18 protein-coding genes are annotated in these 19,401 nt (G+C 51.0%); 8 read left to right on the top strand and 10 right to left on the bottom strand.

What is annotated here, in order from left to right:
- Nucleotides 1–9: 9 nt before the first annotated feature.
- Together ACFOE0_RS09795 and ACFOE0_RS09790 are read right to left on the bottom strand one after the other, a co-directional pair.
- Nucleotides 10–1,371, bottom strand: a complete 1,362-nt coding sequence (locus ACFOE0_RS09795; protein WP_248935703.1) for a tetratricopeptide repeat protein — start codon at nt 1,369–1,371, stop codon at nt 10–12.
- Between the two features lie 52 nt (nt 1,372–1,423).
- Nucleotides 1,424–1,837 carry an OsmC family peroxiredoxin gene (locus ACFOE0_RS09790; protein WP_248935702.1) on the bottom strand — a complete coding sequence of 138 codons (414 nt, stop codon included), beginning with the start codon at nt 1,835–1,837 and terminating at the stop codon, nt 1,424–1,426.
- 271 nt (nt 1,838–2,108) lie between these two features.
- Here ACFOE0_RS09790 and ACFOE0_RS09785 point away from each other — a divergent pair, with 271 nt between their 5' ends.
- On the top strand, nt 2,109–2,342 hold the full coding sequence (locus tag ACFOE0_RS09785; protein WP_248935701.1) for a hypothetical protein: 234 nt from the start codon (nt 2,109–2,111) through the stop codon (nt 2,340–2,342).
- Between the two features lie 77 nt (nt 2,343–2,419).
- On the opposite strand, the gene ACFOE0_RS09780 is transcribed toward ACFOE0_RS09785, so the two are convergent.
- A complete protein-coding gene (locus ACFOE0_RS09780) occupies nt 2,420–3,628 on the bottom strand; it encodes a multidrug effflux MFS transporter (protein WP_283106425.1) in 1,209 nt (402 codons plus the stop codon).
- 150 nt (nt 3,629–3,778) lie between these two features.
- On the opposite strand from ACFOE0_RS09780, the gene ACFOE0_RS09775 reads away from it, so the two are divergent.
- Nucleotides 3,779–5,647, top strand: a complete 1,869-nt coding sequence (locus tag ACFOE0_RS09775; RefSeq protein ID WP_248935700.1) for a choice-of-anchor I family protein — start codon at nt 3,779–3,781, stop codon at nt 5,645–5,647.
- Between the two features lie 99 nt (nt 5,648–5,746).
- On the opposite strand, the gene ACFOE0_RS09770 is transcribed toward ACFOE0_RS09775, so the two are convergent.
- Nucleotides 5,747–6,427 carry a glutathione S-transferase gene (locus ACFOE0_RS09770; RefSeq protein WP_248935699.1) on the bottom strand — a complete coding sequence of 227 codons (681 nt, stop codon included), beginning with the start codon at nt 6,425–6,427 and terminating at the stop codon, nt 5,747–5,749.
- A 237-nt stretch (nt 6,428–6,664) separates the two neighbouring features.
- Between ACFOE0_RS09770 and ACFOE0_RS09765 the strand changes: the two genes are divergently transcribed.
- The 4 genes from ACFOE0_RS09765 (at nt 6,665) to ACFOE0_RS09750 (ending at nt 11,786) form a co-directional block, all read left to right on the top strand.
- Complete coding sequence (locus tag ACFOE0_RS09765) at nt 6,665–7,993, top strand: DEAD/DEAH box helicase (RefSeq protein WP_248935698.1); 1,329 nt, start codon at nt 6,665–6,667, stop codon at nt 7,991–7,993.
- A gap of 46 nt (nt 7,994–8,039) precedes the next feature.
- Complete coding sequence (locus tag ACFOE0_RS09760) at nt 8,040–9,125, top strand: CobW family GTP-binding protein (protein WP_248935697.1); 1,086 nt, start codon at nt 8,040–8,042, stop codon at nt 9,123–9,125.
- Between the two features lie 118 nt (nt 9,126–9,243).
- On the top strand, nt 9,244–10,599 hold the full coding sequence (locus ACFOE0_RS09755) for an MATE family efflux transporter (protein WP_248935696.1): 1,356 nt from the start codon (nt 9,244–9,246) through the stop codon (nt 10,597–10,599).
- Nucleotides 10,600–10,685: 86 nt separating this feature from the next.
- Nucleotides 10,686–11,786 carry an energy transducer TonB gene (locus tag ACFOE0_RS09750; RefSeq protein WP_248935695.1) on the top strand — a complete coding sequence of 367 codons (1,101 nt, stop codon included), beginning with the start codon at nt 10,686–10,688 and terminating at the stop codon, nt 11,784–11,786.
- A gap of 70 nt (nt 11,787–11,856) precedes the next feature.
- Here ACFOE0_RS09750 and ACFOE0_RS09745 read toward each other — a convergent pair whose 3' ends face one another.
- The 5 genes from ACFOE0_RS09745 to nadK all read right to left on the bottom strand — a co-directional run bounded on the left by ACFOE0_RS09745 (nt 11,857) and on the right by nadK (nt 17,607).
- A complete protein-coding gene (locus ACFOE0_RS09745) occupies nt 11,857–12,423 on the bottom strand; it encodes a LutC/YkgG family protein (protein WP_248935694.1) in 567 nt (188 codons plus the stop codon).
- On the bottom strand, nt 12,423–13,799 hold the full coding sequence (locus tag ACFOE0_RS09740; RefSeq protein ID WP_248935693.1) for a lactate utilization protein B: 1,377 nt from the start codon (nt 13,797–13,799) through the stop codon (nt 12,423–12,425). The genes ACFOE0_RS09745 and ACFOE0_RS09740 overlap by 1 nt, the downstream gene beginning before the upstream one ends.
- A 12-nt stretch (nt 13,800–13,811) precedes the next feature.
- Nucleotides 13,812–14,555 (bottom strand): (Fe-S)-binding protein, encoded by a 744-nt coding sequence (locus ACFOE0_RS09735; RefSeq protein ID WP_248935692.1) that lies wholly within the window; start codon nt 14,553–14,555, stop codon nt 13,812–13,814.
- A gap of 266 nt (nt 14,556–14,821) precedes the next feature.
- Complete coding sequence (locus tag ACFOE0_RS09730; protein WP_248935691.1) at nt 14,822–16,483, bottom strand: L-lactate permease; 1,662 nt, start codon at nt 16,481–16,483, stop codon at nt 14,822–14,824.
- A gap of 245 nt (nt 16,484–16,728) precedes the next feature.
- A complete protein-coding gene (gene nadK, locus ACFOE0_RS09725) occupies nt 16,729–17,607 on the bottom strand; it encodes an NAD(+) kinase (RefSeq protein ID WP_248935690.1) in 879 nt (292 codons plus the stop codon).
- A gap of 92 nt (nt 17,608–17,699) precedes the next feature.
- Here nadK and grpE point away from each other — a divergent pair, with 92 nt between their 5' ends.
- Entirely contained in the window at nt 17,700–18,278 is a 579-nt protein-coding gene (gene grpE, locus ACFOE0_RS09720; protein ID WP_115138995.1) for a nucleotide exchange factor GrpE, read from the top strand.
- Nucleotides 18,279–18,349: 71 nt separating this feature from the next.
- Complete coding sequence (locus tag ACFOE0_RS09715; protein ID WP_248935689.1) at nt 18,350–18,967, top strand: dienelactone hydrolase family protein; 618 nt, start codon at nt 18,350–18,352, stop codon at nt 18,965–18,967.
- A 92-nt stretch (nt 18,968–19,059) separates the two neighbouring features.
- Here the strand turns inward: ACFOE0_RS09715 and ACFOE0_RS09710 are convergent, their stop codons facing one another.
- Entirely contained in the window at nt 19,060–19,392 is a 333-nt protein-coding gene (locus ACFOE0_RS09710) for a hypothetical protein (RefSeq protein ID WP_248935688.1), read from the bottom strand.
- Nucleotides 19,393–19,401: the final 9 nt, after the last annotated feature.

The following is a 19,401-nucleotide window of genomic DNA, read 5'->3' as shown; positions in this document are numbered from 1 at the left end:
TAAGCGCTTTTATGCTGATACTTTTTGCAGATACTGCCTGATATCACTGTTCAGTGTGAGCTTATCTATCTCGCTCAATCTGCTCCTGAACTCAGTCATATCATCCAGCGGCATACGTTTGGACAGCCGCTCTTTTAATGCGGATTTCATGCCTGCTAAATCCGATGCTTGCCGGTACGCCATTATCCGGTATTGCAGTAACAGATCCTGCTGGGCATGGCTGCCCCCCAGTGCCAATTGATCATATCGTAGCGGTGCCATCCGCTTTGCCGCATTGGATGATTGCCCCGAGTGGAATTCAGTAATCGCTCTGGTCAATTGAGCTGTGAGCCAGGGTTCGCTGGCTGATGGGCTGAGTCGCTGTTCCAGGTCATCGTTAAGCTGCCCAAGTCGGCCAAACTCACCATTGCGGGCGAGGACGATAGCGGAGTGAAGCTCGGTAAACCCATAGAGATAGTCGCCATGGGCCTTAATCACGGCATCAGCCATTTGGGCCCATCGGGTTTCTGTATTGACGCCGAGGAAATCGAGGCGAGTCAGCAGTGATGCGGCGTTCTGGATATCCAGATAGAAGTCTGAATGTTGTGGGTAGATTTGATCATCGAACAGGGACTGTACCTGATCAATATCGCCAGACTCCAGGTGAAACAGTGCAAGGTGCCACCATAGGTGCCCCACAAAAGCGTTGTGCTGATGAAACTGCTTACTTTTGGGCTGGAGCCATGTAATTCCTTCCCGGTTGCGCCCCTGCATTTCCAGCACATGGGCAACGGCATGCACTGCCCACATATCTGACGGATTCAATTCAACGGCTTCACGGGCATACTCTTCGGCTCTGGCGTACTGCCCGATTTCCTCCAGGGCAAAACCCAATGGTCCGATAAAAAAACCATACTGTGGCGTGTCTTTGCCCCAGGCCGGCATTAATCTGGCGCAGAGATCTGCGAGCCTGCGCCTTTGCCCTAACCAGAACAGATTCAGGCTCATCTGCCTGAACGCCACCAGATCAAGAGGCCACAGCGCCAGCAGACTGTCCCAGATTTCAATCGCCTGCTTGAGATTACCTTTTGCCAGAGATGAAACCGCATCTATGTGCATCTGCTCCCGCCTGGTGACTGTGCCATAACGTTCACAGAGATCCGCGGCGATGATGGCGACCCTGGGCAGAGTGGAAAATCTGCCTTCAGAAGCCATGCTGTAGCCCAGAATCACGCCGGGCATAACGCATTCAGGATAGCTATCGATAATGGGTTGCAGATAAGAGGCTATGTTTGGCCTGTAGTCGAAAAGCGCCTGAATCATAGCGTCATATTTTGACACGCCATCAACATCCAGGCCTGTAAGGGCCAGGCCCCTTATATCCGTTTCCATTTGCATCCTCACTTAATATTGCTGTGTCCGGGTTATTCCATGCTGATCATATTCACGCCAGGGTCAGTGACAGGGTGATCTCTGTACCGGCAAATAGCCTGGAAACAGGACACCTTTGTTTGGCTGTCGCACCATGAACTTGCAGAACATCATCTGTCAGACCATCGGCAGACACTGAGGAAAGGAGTTCAATTTTGGTGATTTTGGGACCATCATCTTCACCAAGGTGAACTTTTGCCGTGGTGGTTATCGAGGGGACAAACCCTTGTTCAGACAGCAATGCTGACAGAAACATAGAAAAACAACCTGAGTGGGCAGCGCCTAAAAGCTGTTCAGGGTTGGTACCCGGGCCATGTTCAAAACGTGAGGCGAACGTAAAGGGGCCTGTGACGTCACCATATTGCATCACACCTTTACCTTGTTTAAGAGTGCCTTCCCACTTCGACTGTGCTTGTTGTACTGGCATATTGTGCTCCTTGGTTTCGAGGTCGCTAATGACAAATCTCTCATCAAGCTGATCAGATAAAACCGCTGAGTACCCTGTCGGGCAAAGGCTTGTTTTACTGGCTTGAGCGTTATTGATGACCTAGAATAGCCAGCCTTAACGTCTGTGACGAAGCAGAATAAATTGATTCCCGAAATAGGTTTTCTATCTTGGGGGCAGGAGCGCGAGCTGTTTGACTTGAAGCTGCTGCCAGCGAACTGTATGAGAATATGACTGGTATAAAGAGCCTATGATGGACTTCACTCAAATCAATAAAGACAGTGCCAGGTCGTTTAATGAGCAGAAGAATCTGATTAAACGTATGGGTAAGGGGCAAAGGGTGAGCTGCCCTGAATGTGGTCAGTCACTGCAATTGAGAGTGCCCGGTAAGCAGCAGGCTGCTGAAGAGAACAAATCAGGAGAGCAGAAGTACGGCATATACTGCCCGAAGAAGTGCACTGATATTGAACTGGAATTTGAAGCCTGATGCTTTAAAGCTCAAGCTCTTTGGGTAACAGAACAAAGCCTGACCTGGTCAGGCTTTTTTGTATTGCAGGGGGTTATTTATTTCGCAGGATTATGCTTGCTGTACCCGAGGAAGTAGCAGCTTAGTACCAGTAATTGGGTTGTCATCATCATTGCAGCGAATGGCATTGCATTGGTACTGTGAAACGCCGCCAGAATGGGGCCTGCCAGCGCACCACCGCCAAACTTAAGGGTGCTCATTACCGCTGTCGCTGTACCGGTTTCTTCACTGAACTGCATCAGAATCAAGGCATCGGCATTGACCGAGGCAACAGCGCCTGCGCCAATCAGACTGGCGACCAGTATCATCTGCAGCCAGATATGCCAGGATTGCCAGGCACTGAGCAGCAGTAATATCGCCAGGCTGCAGGCCAGCATTGAAGCGAGTTTTAAAATGCATTTGGAACCCAGCCGTGACACCAATCGGGTGTTGATAAGGTTTGCCAGCATAAGTGCGCCAACATTGCAGCCGAAAATAATTGCAAAGGTGCTGCTACTCAGCCCAAATACTTCCATGTAGAGCATGGGAGCGCCGGTGAGATAAGTGAAAAACGCAAAGGATGTCAGCATACTTGCGCCGATTTTGGGTCCAATATGCTCTCTGCCAAATACTCTTTTATAGCGGCCAAAGAAGCTGACCGGTGCCTGGTTGGGATCCCGCTGAGGTTCCGCTGGCATACGTATCAGCCAGCTCATGGATATCAGAATGGCTGCATAAACCGTCAGCAGTACAAAAATACCCTGCCAGTGCCACAGGTGCATAATGCCGCTGCCCAACGTTGGCGCAATTAACGGCGCGAGCATCATAATCAGGGACACGTAGGACATCCCTTTGGCGGTCTCCTGCCCATAAAGCTGACGCACATAACCTGGCACCACCACAGTGGCTGCCGAGCCAAAGAATGCCTGAACAGCGCGGGCAACCAAAAAGCTGCCGATATCCGGAGCCATAGCCAATGCTGCGCTGGCCAGCATAAAACCTGTCAGTCCCACGCGCATCATCACTCTGCGGCCCAGCTTGTCGGCTAATGGACCAAACAGCAGCATACCCGCCGCATAACCCGCCAGATAGACACTCATAGACTGCTGTACTAAAGGCAGCTCAGTCTGAAATGCCGCTGCGATGTTGGACATGGCGGGCAGGTACATATCAATTGCCAGAGGACTAATGGCGATAACGGCTGCCAGCATGGGCAGCAGAATTTTCAAACTGGCGTGGGGCGAAGCTGGAACAGCGCTTGAGTTCAATTTATATCCCTGGGAGGTTAGGGGAGTGGCGCTATGGTAGCTTTGCCGTCATAAGTTGTCACGCTGTCACTGTTTGGTCATCTGTCTGTCACCTTTTTGTCTTCTCTATTCCTTAGTTTGCTGGAGCTAAATGAATACAGGGAGATAACAATGAACAATAAAGTGATAGTGATCGGTGTGCTGACCGCCTTGTTGATGGGCTGTGATGGGGATGACGGTCGTGATGGCACCGATGGGCAGAGTGGCAATGATGGTTTGAATGCGCTTATTAGCACAACTGCTTTGCCTGCAGGGCATCAGCAGTGTGCTCTGGGCGGGCAGTTAATCGAAACCGGGCTGGATGCCAACCGCAACGATACTCTTGAAGATGATGAAGTGAATGCGGATGCGACTCAGGTCATCTGTAACGGCGCGTCACCTGAGCTGAATGCTCAGCTGATTGGTCGTTATCAGTCCGGTGAGTATGGCACCAGCGCTGCGGAGATTGTCGCTTATCACCCCGCTTCCAGACGTATTTTTGTAGTTAATGCTGCCAGTGGTCAGCTCGATATACTGAATGCTGAGGTGCTGGCCAATGCTGCAGTCGCTGACGACAACGGCATTGACCTTGATAACATCAATAAACTCGATTCATTGGATGTGGCTGCCGACATTGATTTGCCGAATCTGGGTGGGGTTAACAGTGTCGCTATTTCAGGCAATCTGTTGGCGGCAGCGATTGAGCGCGGCGATGGCACCAACAGCAAGCAGTCCAATGGCTATGCCGCCTTTTACACCCTGAGCGATGCAGGGGAGGCCACGTATTTAAAGGCGGTTGAAGTTGGCGCTTTGCCGGACAATCTTGCTTTTACGCCGGATGGCAGTAAGTTGCTGGTGGCCAATGAAGGTGAACCCAATAACGCCTATACCCTTGACCCCGAGGGCAGTGTGTCTGTGATTGCCATTACCGATGGGATACCTGTAGATACCGCATTAAATATTGGTTTTACCTACTTTAATCTCGATGGCAGCCGCGCGGATGAAGTCTCCGAGCTTATAAAGATTAATGGTCCCGGCAGCAGCGTGGCTCAGGATCTGGAGCCTGAGTACATCGCCGTCAGCCGCGACAGTAAAACCGCATGGGTCAGCCTGCAGGAAAATAACGCTGTGGCCAAACTGGATCTGACCGATAGCTCAGTGGTCGCACTCCAGCCATTGGGGTTTAAGGATTTCAGCCTGCCGGACAATGCCCTTGATGCCAGTGATAAGGATGACGCCATTAGCTTTCAAAGCTGGGAGCAGGTGGTCGGTATGTATCAACCTGATACTTTGGTGTCATTCAGCTACAAAGGCGCTGATTTTTACATTACCGCCAATGAAGGAGATGCCCGTGACTATGCTGGCTTCTCGGAAGAGGTGAGAGCCGATGATCTGACTCTGGACCCTAACCACCCCCAGCTTGCAGCTGCTCAGGATAAGACCCAGTTGGGCCGTTTGAAGGTGACGACCTCAATGGGCGACACGGATGGTGACGGAGATTACGACACTATCGTTTCTTATGGTGGGCGGTCTTTCTCTATTCGTGATGCCAACGGCAATCTTGTCTATGACAGCGGCAGCGACTTTGAACGGATTACAGCAGCTTTGCTGGGCAGTGACTTCAATAACCACAACGAGCAGAATAAGGGCGACAGTCGCAGTGATGATAAAGGCCCTGAACCTGAGGCGCTGGCCGTCGGCACCATCGGAGGTAAAACCTTCGCCTTTATCGGGTTGGAGCGTACCTCAGGTTTTATGATTTACGACATATCAAACCCGTTTGCTGTCAGGTACGTGGATTATGTGGTGAATCGTGATTTCAGTGTGGATTTTGAGATTGATGGCGACACCATTACCGGCCAGCCCGGACTGGCTGGCGATCTTGGCCCGGAGGGAATGAAGTTTGTCGACGCGGTCGACAGCCCGAATGGCAAACCTTTGCTGATTATTAGCAATGAGGTCAGTGGTACCACTTCGGTGTATCAGTTGGTGCTGGAGTAATATTTGATACCAGGCCAATGACATTGTACTGAATTGGCTTAACGCAAAACGGTGTGTCTGCAACAGGCACGCCGTTTTCTTATATATCCTTGGTCTGTCTTACTTGCTGGTACAGGGAGGAAACTCAAAGGTTTCGCCTGTCTCTATATATTCCGGATATTTTTGCATGCACTGTCTGAATGTATGGGTATCAATGAGTCGTTGCAGCCAATCGGCCAGGTGAGGCAGAGGGCGTGTTTGCCACCAGTTTTTATCAACACCGGCAAATTGGCGGACAAAGGGCATTACGCCCCAATCAGACAGGCTGGGTTTATCACCATCAAGGTAGGCTTGTGTGGTCAACCCGCTCTCCAGTTTAGTGAGAAACCTGCAGGCTTGCTCCCGATACCATGTCTCAGCTTGCTCCGGAAACCTGTCTGCATACTTGTATTTATCCAGCCAGGGTTTGAACTCCTGATCACAGGCGCACAGCCAACTTTGAGTGGAGCTTCTATGACTTTCCAGCCAAAGTTTGTCGTCGGAGGCGGGCAGATGTTCCAGCGCCATATGGTTAAGGGCGTAGAAAAGGATATCCTGACTTTCTTCCAATACTTTACCATCAGCCAACAGCATTACGGGTACTGTACCTTTGGGAGACAGCTCCAGCATGTGTTCAGGCTTGTTTTTCAGCAGTATCTCTCTTAGCTCTACCTGAATACCACAGGTCAGCAGGGCCAGTCTGGCACGCATGGCATAGGGGCAACGACGAAAGCTGTAGAGTAGCGGCAGGCTATTGGTCATGGTTTTCCTTAATCTATGGCCTTCAGGTATGTGTTCTTGATTGGCTGGCACTGTTAATTTGCTCAGATTGTCGTAGCTTGATATGCCAGCAGAAGGCATTGTGAAAACCCAGATGATACCAGTCAAGCCAGTCGCATATTGCTGCATTGTCTCTGTGTGTAAACTCAGCGGGTTTGACTGGGTTCGTCCGCGCTTCTCTGCTACACTCTCGTCCCTCTTTTTTCGGCGGTATTCACCATGTCTTTTTCCACTTTGGGGCTAAGTCCTGAACTCATTTCTCACTCTGGTTACAGTGAGCCAACACCTGTGCAGCGGGAGGCCATTCCTCTGTTGCTGAAGGGGCGGGATCTGCTGGCCTGTGCTCAGACTGGTACAGGTAAAACCGGTGCCTTTGCATTGCCTCTGGTGGAAAAGTTGCTCCAGTCTGACCCCTCTGGGCGCGACAGCAAGCAAGCCAATGCACCCACTGTATTGGTATTGACCCCAACCCGCGAGTTGGCCATTCAGGTTGGCGAGGCTTTTAAGCTATTTATCGGCGATAAGCCTTTGAATGTGGCTATGGTGTTTGGCGGCGTGAATATCTCCCCCCAACGCAAGTTATTGGCCCAGGGCGTGGATATATTAATTGCCACGCCGGGGCGTCTGTTTGACTTGATGTATCAGGAATATGTGTCTCTGTCTCAGGTTGAATATCTGGTTATCGATGAAGCCGACCGCATGCTGGATATGGGCTTTGTCAAAGATATTCAAAGGGTAAAGCGTAATCTGCCGCTGGAGCATCAAAGTGCCATGTTCTCAGCAACTCTCACACCTGAGATCGGCGTATTGGCCAAAACCATGTTGGCTGAGCCTGTCCAGGTTAACCTGGAAGCCAATAAAGCCAACCAGCAAATTACTCAGCGTGGTGTGTTGTTGGATCCACGCCGTAAGTCAGAATATCTGGCAGAGATGATAGGCAAGCAGAACCTGAAACAGGTGCTGGTATTTACCGGCAGCAAACAGCTGGCAGATCAGGTGTTGCGTGAGCTGCAGCTGGATGGCATCGCTTGTGCTGTGCTCCATGGCGACAGAACTCAGGCCAGACGTTCTCAGGCGCTGGAAGACTTTAAATCCGGTGCAATTCGCGCATTGGTGGCCACAGATGTCGCCGCCCGGGGACTGGATATTGCTGCACTGCCATTGGTGGTGAACTTCGATTTGCCAATGAACCCGGAAGACTATTTGCACCGGATTGGCCGTACCGGCCGTGCAGGACACTCAGGTGAGGCGCTAACCTTGCTGTCACCCTCTGAGCGCCTGGCGTTTAAAGCGATTGAGTCTCATATGGGAGAGAAGCTGAATATTACTCATGCTGAGGGCTACGAGCCGGGGGCGCCTCTGCCAGCCCGTTATGAGATGATGGACAGCAAGCATTCCGCCCACACTGGCAGTGGTCACAAAAAACGCCATAACGGTGACAAGCACAGAGCCTCTGGTCGTGGAGCCAGTCAAAGAGGCAGCCAGAAAAGTGGGGCTAAATCCAGCTCAAACCGCAAGTCCGGACAGCAATCCGGCTGGAAACGATAGCTCGCGGGAAGACAGATATCATCAGAGGCGAGAGTAAGGAAACGACATGTTGATTCAATCCGTTCCGGTGAATGTAATTACCGGTTTTCTTGGCAGCGGAAAAACCAGCTTTATCAAACGCCTGTTGGCCAGCCGTCCTGAAGGTGAGAAGTGGGCCGTGCTGGTGAATGAATTTGGTGAAATTGGACTGGATGCCGCGCTTCTCTCTGATGAAGATAGCCCAGGGAAGGTGACCATTAAAGAGGTGCCGGGTGGCTGTATGTGCTGTGCTGCCGGGGTACCAACACAAGTTGCGGTTACCCAATTGTTGAGTCGGGTAAATCCGGATCGGCTGCTGATTGAGCCTACAGGGCTTGGACATCCAGCCGAAATCCTCAAAATGCTGGGCAGCGACTTCCTGAGCAATGCCTTGTCTATTAAATCCACTTTCTGTCTGGTGGATGCCCGCAAGCTGGCAGACAGCCGCTATTCTGAGCATGAAATATTCCGTCAGCAGCTGAGTGTCGCTGATGTGGTGCTGGCCAGCAAAGCGGATACCTATGAGTCTTCGCCACAACAAATGGCACAGTTAACCGACTTTCTGGCTGGACAGGGGGTGAATCCTCAAATGTGTCTGCCCTTGGATAATCAGTATGAGTTGGACGACCGGATTACTGAGGCGCTGAATATTACGGCAAAGAAACCTGCGTCCATAAAAGCGGCAAAACAGGCTCAAACTGGCATGCTGTCAGCTTCTACTTCTTTACTGTTTCCGCCCGCTAATCAGCACAATGGCTGGGGACAGACTCAGGCTGCTGATGAGCCTGAGCCCTTGGAGTTCAACGAACAGGGGATATGTGAGAAGTCCAATCAGGGGGATGGGTTTGTCAGTCATGGTTGGGTGTTTACCCCGGATTACTGTTTTGATTTCGACAAACTGGTTCACCTGATCAGGGACGCCAATTTGACCCGGCTCAAGGCGGTAATGATCACTCTGGACGGTATCGCTGCATTTAATCTGGTGGAAGGCGACTTGAGTATCAATGAGCTTGATGATGCCATGGACTCCAGAATCGAAATCATCAGCGACCAACCCATTGAACAAAGTTTGTGGCAACAGCAACTGCTGCAATGTCGTGCTTCGGAGTGTTGAGCTTTTCTGAACGTGAGTCGGTTTACACTCTTTGCTGGCTAACATCTTCTGATGTCATGATTTTTGCGCGGAACTTAGGTAGAATCCGCGCAATTTTTATCACTCCTTTGTAAATCCAATGACAGAGCAAACTCACTCAGTGTCGGAAACCGAGCAGCGTTTGCTCTCAGATCCGGTTCCGAAACTCTTCTGGCGTTATGCCTTGCCCACAGTGCTGTCCATGTTGGTCACCGGCATTTATGTGACCGTTGATGGCATGTTCGTCGGGCACTATCTGGGAGAGCAGGGACTGGCTGGCATGATGTTGGCTTACCCTGTTGGGGCGATTTTGTACGCCGTCGGTTCCCTCATTGGTATGGGCGCAGCAGCACTGGTTTCCATTAATCTGGGGCAGGGGGACAGAGACAAAGCCAGGCGTTTTGTCGGTAATGCTTTTACGCTGGCACTGCTATCAGGCGTGCTTTTCGCCCTTCTGGGGACGACACTTTCGCCACATATCCTGAACTCGCTTGGGGCAGAAGGAGCCGTGCTGGAGAGTGCCAACAGTTATCTGTTTTGGTATTTCGCCCTAGGTGTATTTCCCATTCTTTCGTTAACTTTCACTACTTTGCTCAGAAATGATGGCCGCCCGGAGTTTGTTACCGGGGTGCTGATTTTTGGTGGCGTACTCAATATCTTTCTCGACTGGTTATTCATCGTTGTTTGGCCCTATGGATTGGCAGGTGCAGCTGTCGCCACCATGATGTCCCAGGCGGCCACAGCCGGTCTTTGCATGTATCACTTCTTCTCCGACCGCACCCGGCTGCGGATTGATCTGGAGCAGATGAAGCTAACCCTGGACAACTGCTTCAATATTGCCAGAGTTGGGTTGCCCAGTTTTTTGATGAATCTCTATCTGTCGATTGTGCTGACTCTGCACAATATGGCGTTCCTTTGGGTTGGAGGCCCAATTCATGTTGCCGCTTACGGTATTGTCAGTTACACAGAGGCTTTGTTTTATCTTATTTTCGAAGGCATCGCCTTTGGTGCCCAGCCCATTTTGAGTTTCAATGCCGGTGCCAAACGATATGACAGGGTGAAACAGGCTCGCCGCATTGGCTTTATCTCTACCGCTATTATCGCGGTAATAGGTCTGGTGTTTATCTATTCAAAACCAGATTGGCTGGTGTATATGTTTGCCGGAGACAATCCGGAATTGGCTCCCGTTGCGATAGAAGGTATGTACTTCTACTTCTGGGGATTGCCAATGGAAGGTTTATTGCTGGTGGGCGCCAGTTTCTGTCAGGCTATCAACTGCAGCCGCGAAGCTTCTATTTTAACGGCGGCAAAACTGCTGTTGATAGCGGTTCTGCTCTGGCTTATGTCCTGGCAGTTCGGGACCACAGGAGTTTGGCTATCATTGTCAATTACTTCGACACTTCTGTTTATCTGGATGTGGTTCGCCATCAAACGTATTGATAGACAGCATATGTGAGCTATAAGCCAGAAGGATGGGTGATAGACAAAGTCATTTGAGTTGTTATGATTCCGTTTCAAAAGGAAACTGTTTAAGGACAAACAATGACTTTGAAGCCCATTATTCTGGCGGTGGCAATCGCCACTTTGCCCTGCACTGTGCAGGCGGAAACCTCTTTTTCCGATGCTTATGCTGCCTATCAATCAGCGGTAGAAAACAGTGATGCCGCTGAGCAATTGAAGCAAGCAAAACTCGCTTTTGAGTTGGGAAAAGCCAAATTTGGCGAATCTCATATCAACAGCGCCAATCTGGCGATGAATTATGCCAAGGCAATTGAATTGAGAGAAAACTTTTCAATTCGTAACGCTTCGGGGGAAGAATTCCTCAAGCCTTCTGAGTTGAGGGCGCTGGCTCTGGGGATCTATGAGGCTGAATATGGTAAGGAGGCGTTGGAGCTTATTGACCCTTTAATGCAACTCGCAAACAGTTACAGATATCCCGACCGCAATGACCGTAAGAAAAAGGCGGCAGTCGACAGGGCTGTTGAATTGTCAGAGAAGCAAGGTCCTCTTTTCAGAGCGAAAGTCTACACAGAGGCCGGTACGGTGTTGCAAAGCGTTCCCAAGTACAGAAGTGAGTCCAGGCGACATATTTTAAATGCTTATGAGTTGTATGAAGAGCATGCACCGGTCGATTCGATAGAGAGGAATTTAGCGGCATTTCAGGTTGCAAAATATTATATGTCCGATGGTAAATATAGTGCCGCAGAAAACCTGTTAGTAAGTGTTGTGGAACAATTCCAGAAGCTTGAGCATACCAGTAATGTCGAGTTGGTGGCGCATGCATTTCTGGTCAAGATCTATGAAAACAAGGGTGAACCTGAAGCTGCGACCCAGCACTGTCTGGCAATTGGGAGTATGACGCCTTGGAGCGATTCACAGCAGCAGGAACCCATCTATCAAAAGCTCCCTGACTATCCAGTGGCCGCTTTGAGAAGAGGTAAAAGTGGGTGGGTAAAAATGAGTTTTACTGTCGATAAAATGGGGTTTGTAAGAGATCCAAAAGTCATTGACTCAAAAAATGGAAATAGTTTTGAGAAAATTGCGTTAGCCAACATTAAAGAGTGGCGTTATGCACCTAAGTTTGAAAATGGTCAGCCCGTTGAAGCTTCTACAACGGTACAGTTTGATTATAAGGCTAAGTAACTCAAAGTAAGCTGTAAAAGCCGCAGAAAAGCGGCTTTTTTTGTACAAAAGAACTGGCATTGTAATCCGGCTAAACCAGATACACTCCCAGGCTGCATGCACCGTGGGCACCCACAACCAGTGACTGCTCGATATCGGCAGTCTTGGATGGGCCAGCGATAAAGGCACCGCAGGAGCCGGATTCCAGTGTCAACTTAGTTACCGCCTGATGCATATTGGCAACCAGATCCTCTTCAGCTACTACCAACAGCAGGTTTTCACAGATAAAAGGCGTGACTCTGTGCTGATGTTGCTCTGTTACCCAAATGGCGCCATTTTCGGCCACCGCCAGCTCGCCTGAAATTACCGCATAGTCGATATCTTTCAGCTCATGGGGTGTTGCAGGAAGGGTACGATTACCGGTCACGCCCTCCACCAGAGACAATACCTGCAAACCTTCGGCAACCAGGCTGTTAACCTTTTCCTGCACCAGTTCCAGAGTGGCATTTCTGTGCAGGGTACCGGCAACCATGGCCAGATTGGTTTCGAACTGACCGGTCAGATCCTGCATATTGGGCGCGATATCAATCGCCGGCATAGGTTGTTTGTCCAGCGCTGACTTTGCCAGAGCGCTGAGAATTTCATTTCTTCCCGGCATTATTCGCTCCTGTTGTTTTTGTACCAGTGTTCAAAACTGGACTTGGGTGCCACCGGCAGTTCACGGTATTTGCCCCATGCACCGGCAAAGGGCTTCAACAGGCTGCCTGGCAGGATTTTCAGCGCGCCACGAGCCATGCTCATCGAGCAGTTAAAGGCGGTTTGACTGCCCATCAACTTGCCCACCAACGGCATATAGTTGGCTTTGCCGTAGGGCAACTGACCCGCTTCCGCTTTAAGGCGTCTGTGGTGGTGAATAATCTTGTCCAGCGGTACCTTGGTCGGGCAAACACCTGAGCAAGAGGCGCACAGGGTGCAAGCCCAGGGGATACTGTTGGTGTCATCTTTACTGCCACCGACGGCAATACCGATAGGACCCGGAATGGTGTAGCTGTAGCTGTGACCACCGCTGCGGCGGTATACCGGACAGGTATTCAAACAGCCACCACAACGGATACATTTGAGCGACTCTGCCAGAATCTTATCCTGCAACATGGCGGTGCGACCGTTATCCACAATGATCACATGCATTTCGCCACCGGCTTTGGGGCCGCGGTACATGCTGGAATAGGTGGTTACCGGCTGACCTGTGGCATTGCGGGCCAGCATTCGCAAAAGCACAGCGGCTGAGTCCAGGTTGGGCACGATTTTATCGATCCCCATGGAGTGCAGTTGCACCGCAGGCAGGTTCACTCCCATGTCAGCGTTACCTTCGTTGGTACACACCACCACTGCGCCCTTGTCGGCAACAGCCATGTTTACGCCTGTCATCGCTGCATCGGCACTGAGGAACTGTTCGCGCAGATGCTGACGGGCGGCACGGGTCAGGTAGGTGGGATCGGATGCGCCAGCCTCGGTTCCAATTTTTTCATGGAAGAGATCTCCCACTTCTTCCTTCTTCATATGAATGGCGGGCACCACGATATGGGAAGGGGGCTGGCCGGCCAGCTGGATAATGCGTTCACCCAGATCGGTATCAATCACCTCAATACCACGCTCCTCGAGATAAGGATTCATGTGGCACTCTTCGGTGAGCATGGATTTGGACTTCACCAGCTTTTTCACCTGATGACGGGCCAGGATCTCATGCACTATCTGGTTATGCTCTTTACCATCGCGAGCCCAGTGAACCTGAATACCATTGGCCTGACAATTGGCTTCAAACTGCTGCAGCAGATCTGCCAGATTGGTGAGGGTATGCAGTTTGATTTCACTGCCTAACTGGCGTAATTGCTCCCACTCTGGAATACTGCCAGCGGCACGGTCACGCTTTTCGCGCATCAGCCACAGGGCTTTGGAGTGCCAATCGACCCGGGATTCATCACGGCAAAAGATTTCTGCCTGCTGGGCATGGGTGGCGGAACTGGAATGTGACATCAGGCTTCCTCCTTACAGCGCGGCGTTAATGATTTGAGCAACATGGCGGGTTTGCACCGGCAATTGCTGACGGCGGATCATGCCATCCAGATGCATCATGCAGGATGGGTCATACCCCACTACATATTCGGCACCGGTATTGGCGTGAAACCAGGCTTTGTCTTTGCCCATTTTGGCAGACACAGCACCTTCATCCATAGCGAAGGTCCCACCAAAGCCACAGCACTCATCTTTGCGCTCTGGATAACGAATTTCGATACCCGGGATTTTTTCCAGAATGGCTTCTACCTTGTTAAATGGCTTGCCCATAAATTCGCTGCCACTGGCCAGCCCCAGCATACGCACGCCGTGACAGCTCATCTGCAGGCTGATGCGATGGGGAAAGGCTTTTGAAAAAGCGGGAATAGGTGCAACGTCGTGCAGGAATTCGGTCAACTCATACAGCTTGGCAATCACGGCTTGAGCTTCAGGACTGTTGTCGAACTCGTGAAAGTTCTCTTTGGCAGCCACCAGGCAACTGGCCGCTGGGCAGACAATGGCGTCACATTCCACCCCTTTGAAACTATTCAGCAGTTTCATTGTGGTATTTCTGGCTTCGTTGTAACAACCTGAGTTGGTCATTGGCTGGCCGCAGCAGGTTTGGCCTTTGGGAAAAATGACCTCATGCCCCAGCTTCTCCAGCAACTCCAAGGTGGCTACAGCCACATCCGGCATCAACTGGTTTACCAGGCAAGGGATGAAAAGTGCTATCTTCATCTGGTTTTCTCTATCGGTAGGAAGAACCGCGGTTCAGTGAGCCAGCAGTGACCCAGCTCACGATACGGACAAACTCTCCCCAATATAGGCTCATCCCCACGCCAGATATAGGGGTATTTCAGTAAAACCAAATGTTCACTTTCTCAAAAATGAGAAGCTGTATTTGTCATTATTGCTCTGGTAGGCGTGAATCCCTTCCAGCAGAAACATCAAAGGTCGATAAGGGATGCCTGATGTTTGCTCAATAACAGTCAATATATGACTTGTTAAAACCCACCCCAAACCCAGGCAATGGTGCCCGCCAGCATGGCATAGGCCAACGCCACCGGCATGGTCTTGCGGATAATGTCTGCTTCTTTACCAGCCATGCCCACTACAGTAGCTGCAGCAACCACGTTCATCACGCACATCATATTGCCGGCATTGGCGCCAATTCCCTGAAGAGCCAACACCAATGCCGGATTAGCGCCGATATTGTCGGCCACACTGTATTGCAGACCAGAGAACATCATATTGGAGAAAGTGGCGGAGCCTGACAGGAAGGCGCCGAATATGCCCACCACAGGGGCGATCCAGTCCCAGATGTTGCCCATACTGGAGGCCAGCATATCCGCAAGGGCGACGGGCATGGAGACCAGATCTGCGTGGTTCTCCCCTGAATTCAGGAAGATTTTTACCATGGGCACAGATGCGCCCAATGAGATTAGCGTAGGCACCATAGATTTAAGGGATGTAGCCACAGAGGTCTTTATGGCTGAACCTTTCATCTTAAACAGGCCAAAACTGAGTAAGCACACCAGTATAAAGAAGGCACCCGGGGCATACAGGGTGGCAAAGCCTGCTTTAAGTTCAGTCCCCAACAGCCCGGTCCAGTTGAGGTTAAAGCTGGTCAGCCAGTCTTTTAACGGCGGTAAGGTGCGGGATAGCACCAGGAGTGCGGCCATCACCAGATAAGGTGTCCAGGCCGTAAGTTGACTGAACTGGGCAGCATGATTACTGGTGCTTACGGAGCCTTCCTGATCATCGGTATCAGATGTTTTGTTGTCGAAGTCGAACCAGGGGGGTGATGGCAGCAGCCAGCCTTTACGGGCAACCGGGATCACAATAGCCATACCGATAAGAGCACCGATAACAGAGGGGAACTCGGGACCCGCCAGGTAGTTGATACACCATGCCGGGACTGTGAAGGCAAAGCCGGCAAAGATGGCAAATGGCCAGATTGCCAGACCTTCTTTAAAGGAGCGGTTACGGCCAAAAAATCCGGTCAGTACGCTGACGATAACGAGAGGTATCAGTGTGCCTGTGACCAGATCTATAGTAATCATATGCATGGCAATAAATTGGGCGTAGTCGGCAAAGTCTCCACCATGGTGTGCAATCTGTGCTGTGGCCATGCTCTCACCACCTTGCAGTAGCCCCTGCTCCATACCAAAGAGGACAGGCAGGCCAATAGCACCGAAGGAAACTGAAGCTGAATCGGCAATCAGCGCAACCACGGCTGCGGCGACTGGCGGGATCCCAAGCAGCACCAGCAAGGGGGCTCCAATGGCGGCAGGGGTGCCAAAGCCTGCACTCCCTTCAATAAAGGCACCAAACAACCAGCAGATAATGATTACCTGCACCCGTGCATCTGCGCTGATATTGGTAAAACCTGCGCGTATGGTATCCATAGCGCCAGAGTATTTCAGAGTATTAAGTAGAAACACTGCGCCGAAAATAATAGTCAGAGGGGTGAGGGCAGAGAGCAGGCCTTCCACAATAGAAGCGGCCAGAATTTGGGTATCCATTTGCCACACGAAAGCGGCCGCAAGACCTGTTATTACCATGGAGATGGGCATGGCTCTGGACGCAGGCATTCGTAACAACACCAGAAAAACCATTACACTGATAACGGGAGACAGGCTGGCAAGAATTTGGATAATGCTCATGGGAACCTCTGACAATGCAGTTACAGACACGGACAAACCCACAGCGATTGCCGGGTAGTGTCTTGGGTGTACTGCCATTGAAAAGAGGCCATAGGATGGCACCTTCAATGTCACGCCAAGGAGGCACTTTAGCATTGAGGCCTGGCTAAAGTACACATGCTTAAACTAAGTCTTTTGACTAACAGACTGAGTAAAAACAAAAAACGCCCCATAAGGAGCGCTTCAAATTCTTGGATGGGGAGTATTCAGAACAGCTTGCTGCCCCAGCCCAATTTGTTACGAAGTACATGAAAGTAGTTGTAACCCTTGGGATGAATTAGCCTCAGCCTTTCCGGACTGCGGTGAATGATGATTTCATCGCCGGGAAGAACCGCCAGGGTAACGTGACCGTCACAGCTCACTTCCAGATTCTCACCATTGTGGGGAGCGACTTTCAGCTTAATGACACTGTCGGCATCTACCACTATCGGCCTGCAGGACAGGGTGTGTGGGAACATGGGGACCAGAATCATCGCCTGCAGCTTGGGGGTCAGAATCGCGCCGCCGGCAGATAACGAATAAGCGGTTGAGCCGGTAGGAGTCGCGACTATCATGCCATCAGCGCGCTGACTGTACATGAACTGGTCGTTGATATAGACCTCATACTCAATCATGTGGGCCACTTTACCCGGGTGCAGAACAGCCTCGTTAACTGCTGTGTTACTGGCTTTAAGCTTGCCGTGTCTGTGCACCTCGGCCTCAAGCAGGAATCTGTGCTCGGTTTCGTATTCACCATCCAGTACAGCGGCCAGTTTTTCTTCAAACGCATCCGGTGGTAAGTCGGTTAAAAAACCAAGGTTTCCGCGGTTTACGCCAATAACACCGACATCGAAGCGGGCCAGAACTCTGGCTGCGCCTAACATATTGCCGTCACCACCGACCACAACTGCCAGGTCACAATGCTGGCCAATCTCCAGCATATCCGCGGCTTTTACATGGTTTCCCAGTTCCGAGGCGACACGCTCTTCCACCAGAATTTCGTACCCCTGCATCGATAACCAGTGATGCAGGCGTTTGAGAGTTAAATTGGTCCCCTTATGATGGGGTTTTCCGATAAGACCAATTGTGCGGAACTCGCTTGTCATATTTCCCTTGGAAAGGCCTTGAAACGTCAAATTTAGTCCCCATAATATCCCCCAGAGTATGCAGAAACAAAGCATTTTTAGCTGGAGTAACAATGAGCAACGAACACAAGCAAGCACCGCAGGACCAGGTTGAAGAAGTGGTTGAGACCCAGGTTTCCCAGGAAGACGCTGCACTGGTGGATGAGTTGACCCAGGCCAATTTCCGAATTGAAGAGCTTGAGCAGGCACTGGCAGAAGCTGAAAACAAAGCCAAAGAAGAGAAAGACGCTGCACTGCGCGCCGTGGCCGAAATGGAAAATATCCGTCGTCGTGCTGCGCTGGACGTAGAAAAAGCACATAAGTTCGCTTTGGAAAAGTTTGCCAACGAACTGCTGCCGGTCATCGACAATATGGAGCGCGCACTGTTGGGCTCTGTGGAAGACGACGCCGCCAAAGCCATTATCGAAGGTGTGGAGCTGACTCTGAAGTCACTGATGACAGCCGTGGCAAAATTCGGTATCACCGCAGTCGATCCTATGGGTCAAGCTTTCAACCCAGAGCAGCATCAGGCAATCGGTATGCAGCCGAGTGCTGAGCACCCAGCCAATACCGTGATGCTGGTGATGCAGAAAGGTTACATGCTGAACGACCGCCTGCTGCGTCCGGCTATGGTAATGGTCTCCCAGGGCTAGTCAGCATTTGATTGAGAAAGGACGCCACGGCGTCCTTTTTTATTACCCACTTATCAGAAACAGGGATAGTCATGAAACGGATACTGGTTACTGACATTTTTGGGCGCACTCCGGAACTGGAAGCCTTTGCTGAAAAGTTAACAGGGGAACACGCTCAGGTGCAGATTATCGACCCCTATGCTGGTATCTATCGGCAATTTATGAATGAAGCCCAGGCCTATGGGGCGTTCAGCTCTGAGGTTGGTATGGAGGGCTATATTGCGCTTTTGCAAGCAGAGCTGATGAGTTGTGGTGATGACAAGATCTCTCTTGTCGGCTTCAGCGCGGGAGCAGCCGCTATCTGGGCCTTAAGTGAGCATAAGGTGATGGGCAAGGTGTCTGGTGCAGTGCTCTTTTATGGCGGGCAGATACGTCACTATTCCCGGATTAATCCGGTTGTTCCTACTCACTGTATTTTTCCTGCATTAGAATCTCACTTCAGTGTCGAAGAGTTGATGCTGAAGCTGGAAGGCAAAACTAACCTGACCCTCCAGCAGGTTCCTTTTCTGCACGGTTTTATGAACCCCTTGTCTGCTCACTTCAGCCAACCCGGCTTCGAGCTATTCAGCAATCGCCTGTTTGAGGTTAGGGAGGATGAGTGTCTTGTCAACGCGATATGGCCTGCGTTTGATGGCAGTCTGGGGTGCTGACTGATGAGATATCCGTAGGCGTTTATTTAGCAGCAAAGAGATCAGCGTTCGATAAATTGCGTGATCAGACTGGTGTCGAAGTGCGGCAATGTTCAGGGATTGCAGCGGTAGATATTGCCACCCAGATTTTGGGTATAGAGCAATATTCCTTCAGTGTGTTCCTGTTGATTGAGAGAGACATGGCTGGTTTTGCGTTCGGCTGCCTTCGAGCTCAGAGCATATTCGGCGTTGGCGTGTGCACTCTCAATGCTTAAACCACTCTCACTGACCTCAATAAAGCCCAGATGCTCACATGGTCCGGGTAATTGCCGTTCACTTGTGGTGAGCTGCACCTGCCCTGAGTCTGACTCAGAGGTTAAGCTACAGGCAGTGAGAAGCAGGCCTGCAAGACTGACGGTCAGGCTGGCGAATATTTGTCTAAGCATGGTCTAACC

This window comes from Shewanella submarina (assembly GCF_042646185.1).
GTDB lineage: Bacteria > Pseudomonadota > Gammaproteobacteria > Enterobacterales > Shewanellaceae > Shewanella > Shewanella corallii.
This window is presented reverse-complemented; position numbering and strand designations above follow the sequence as displayed.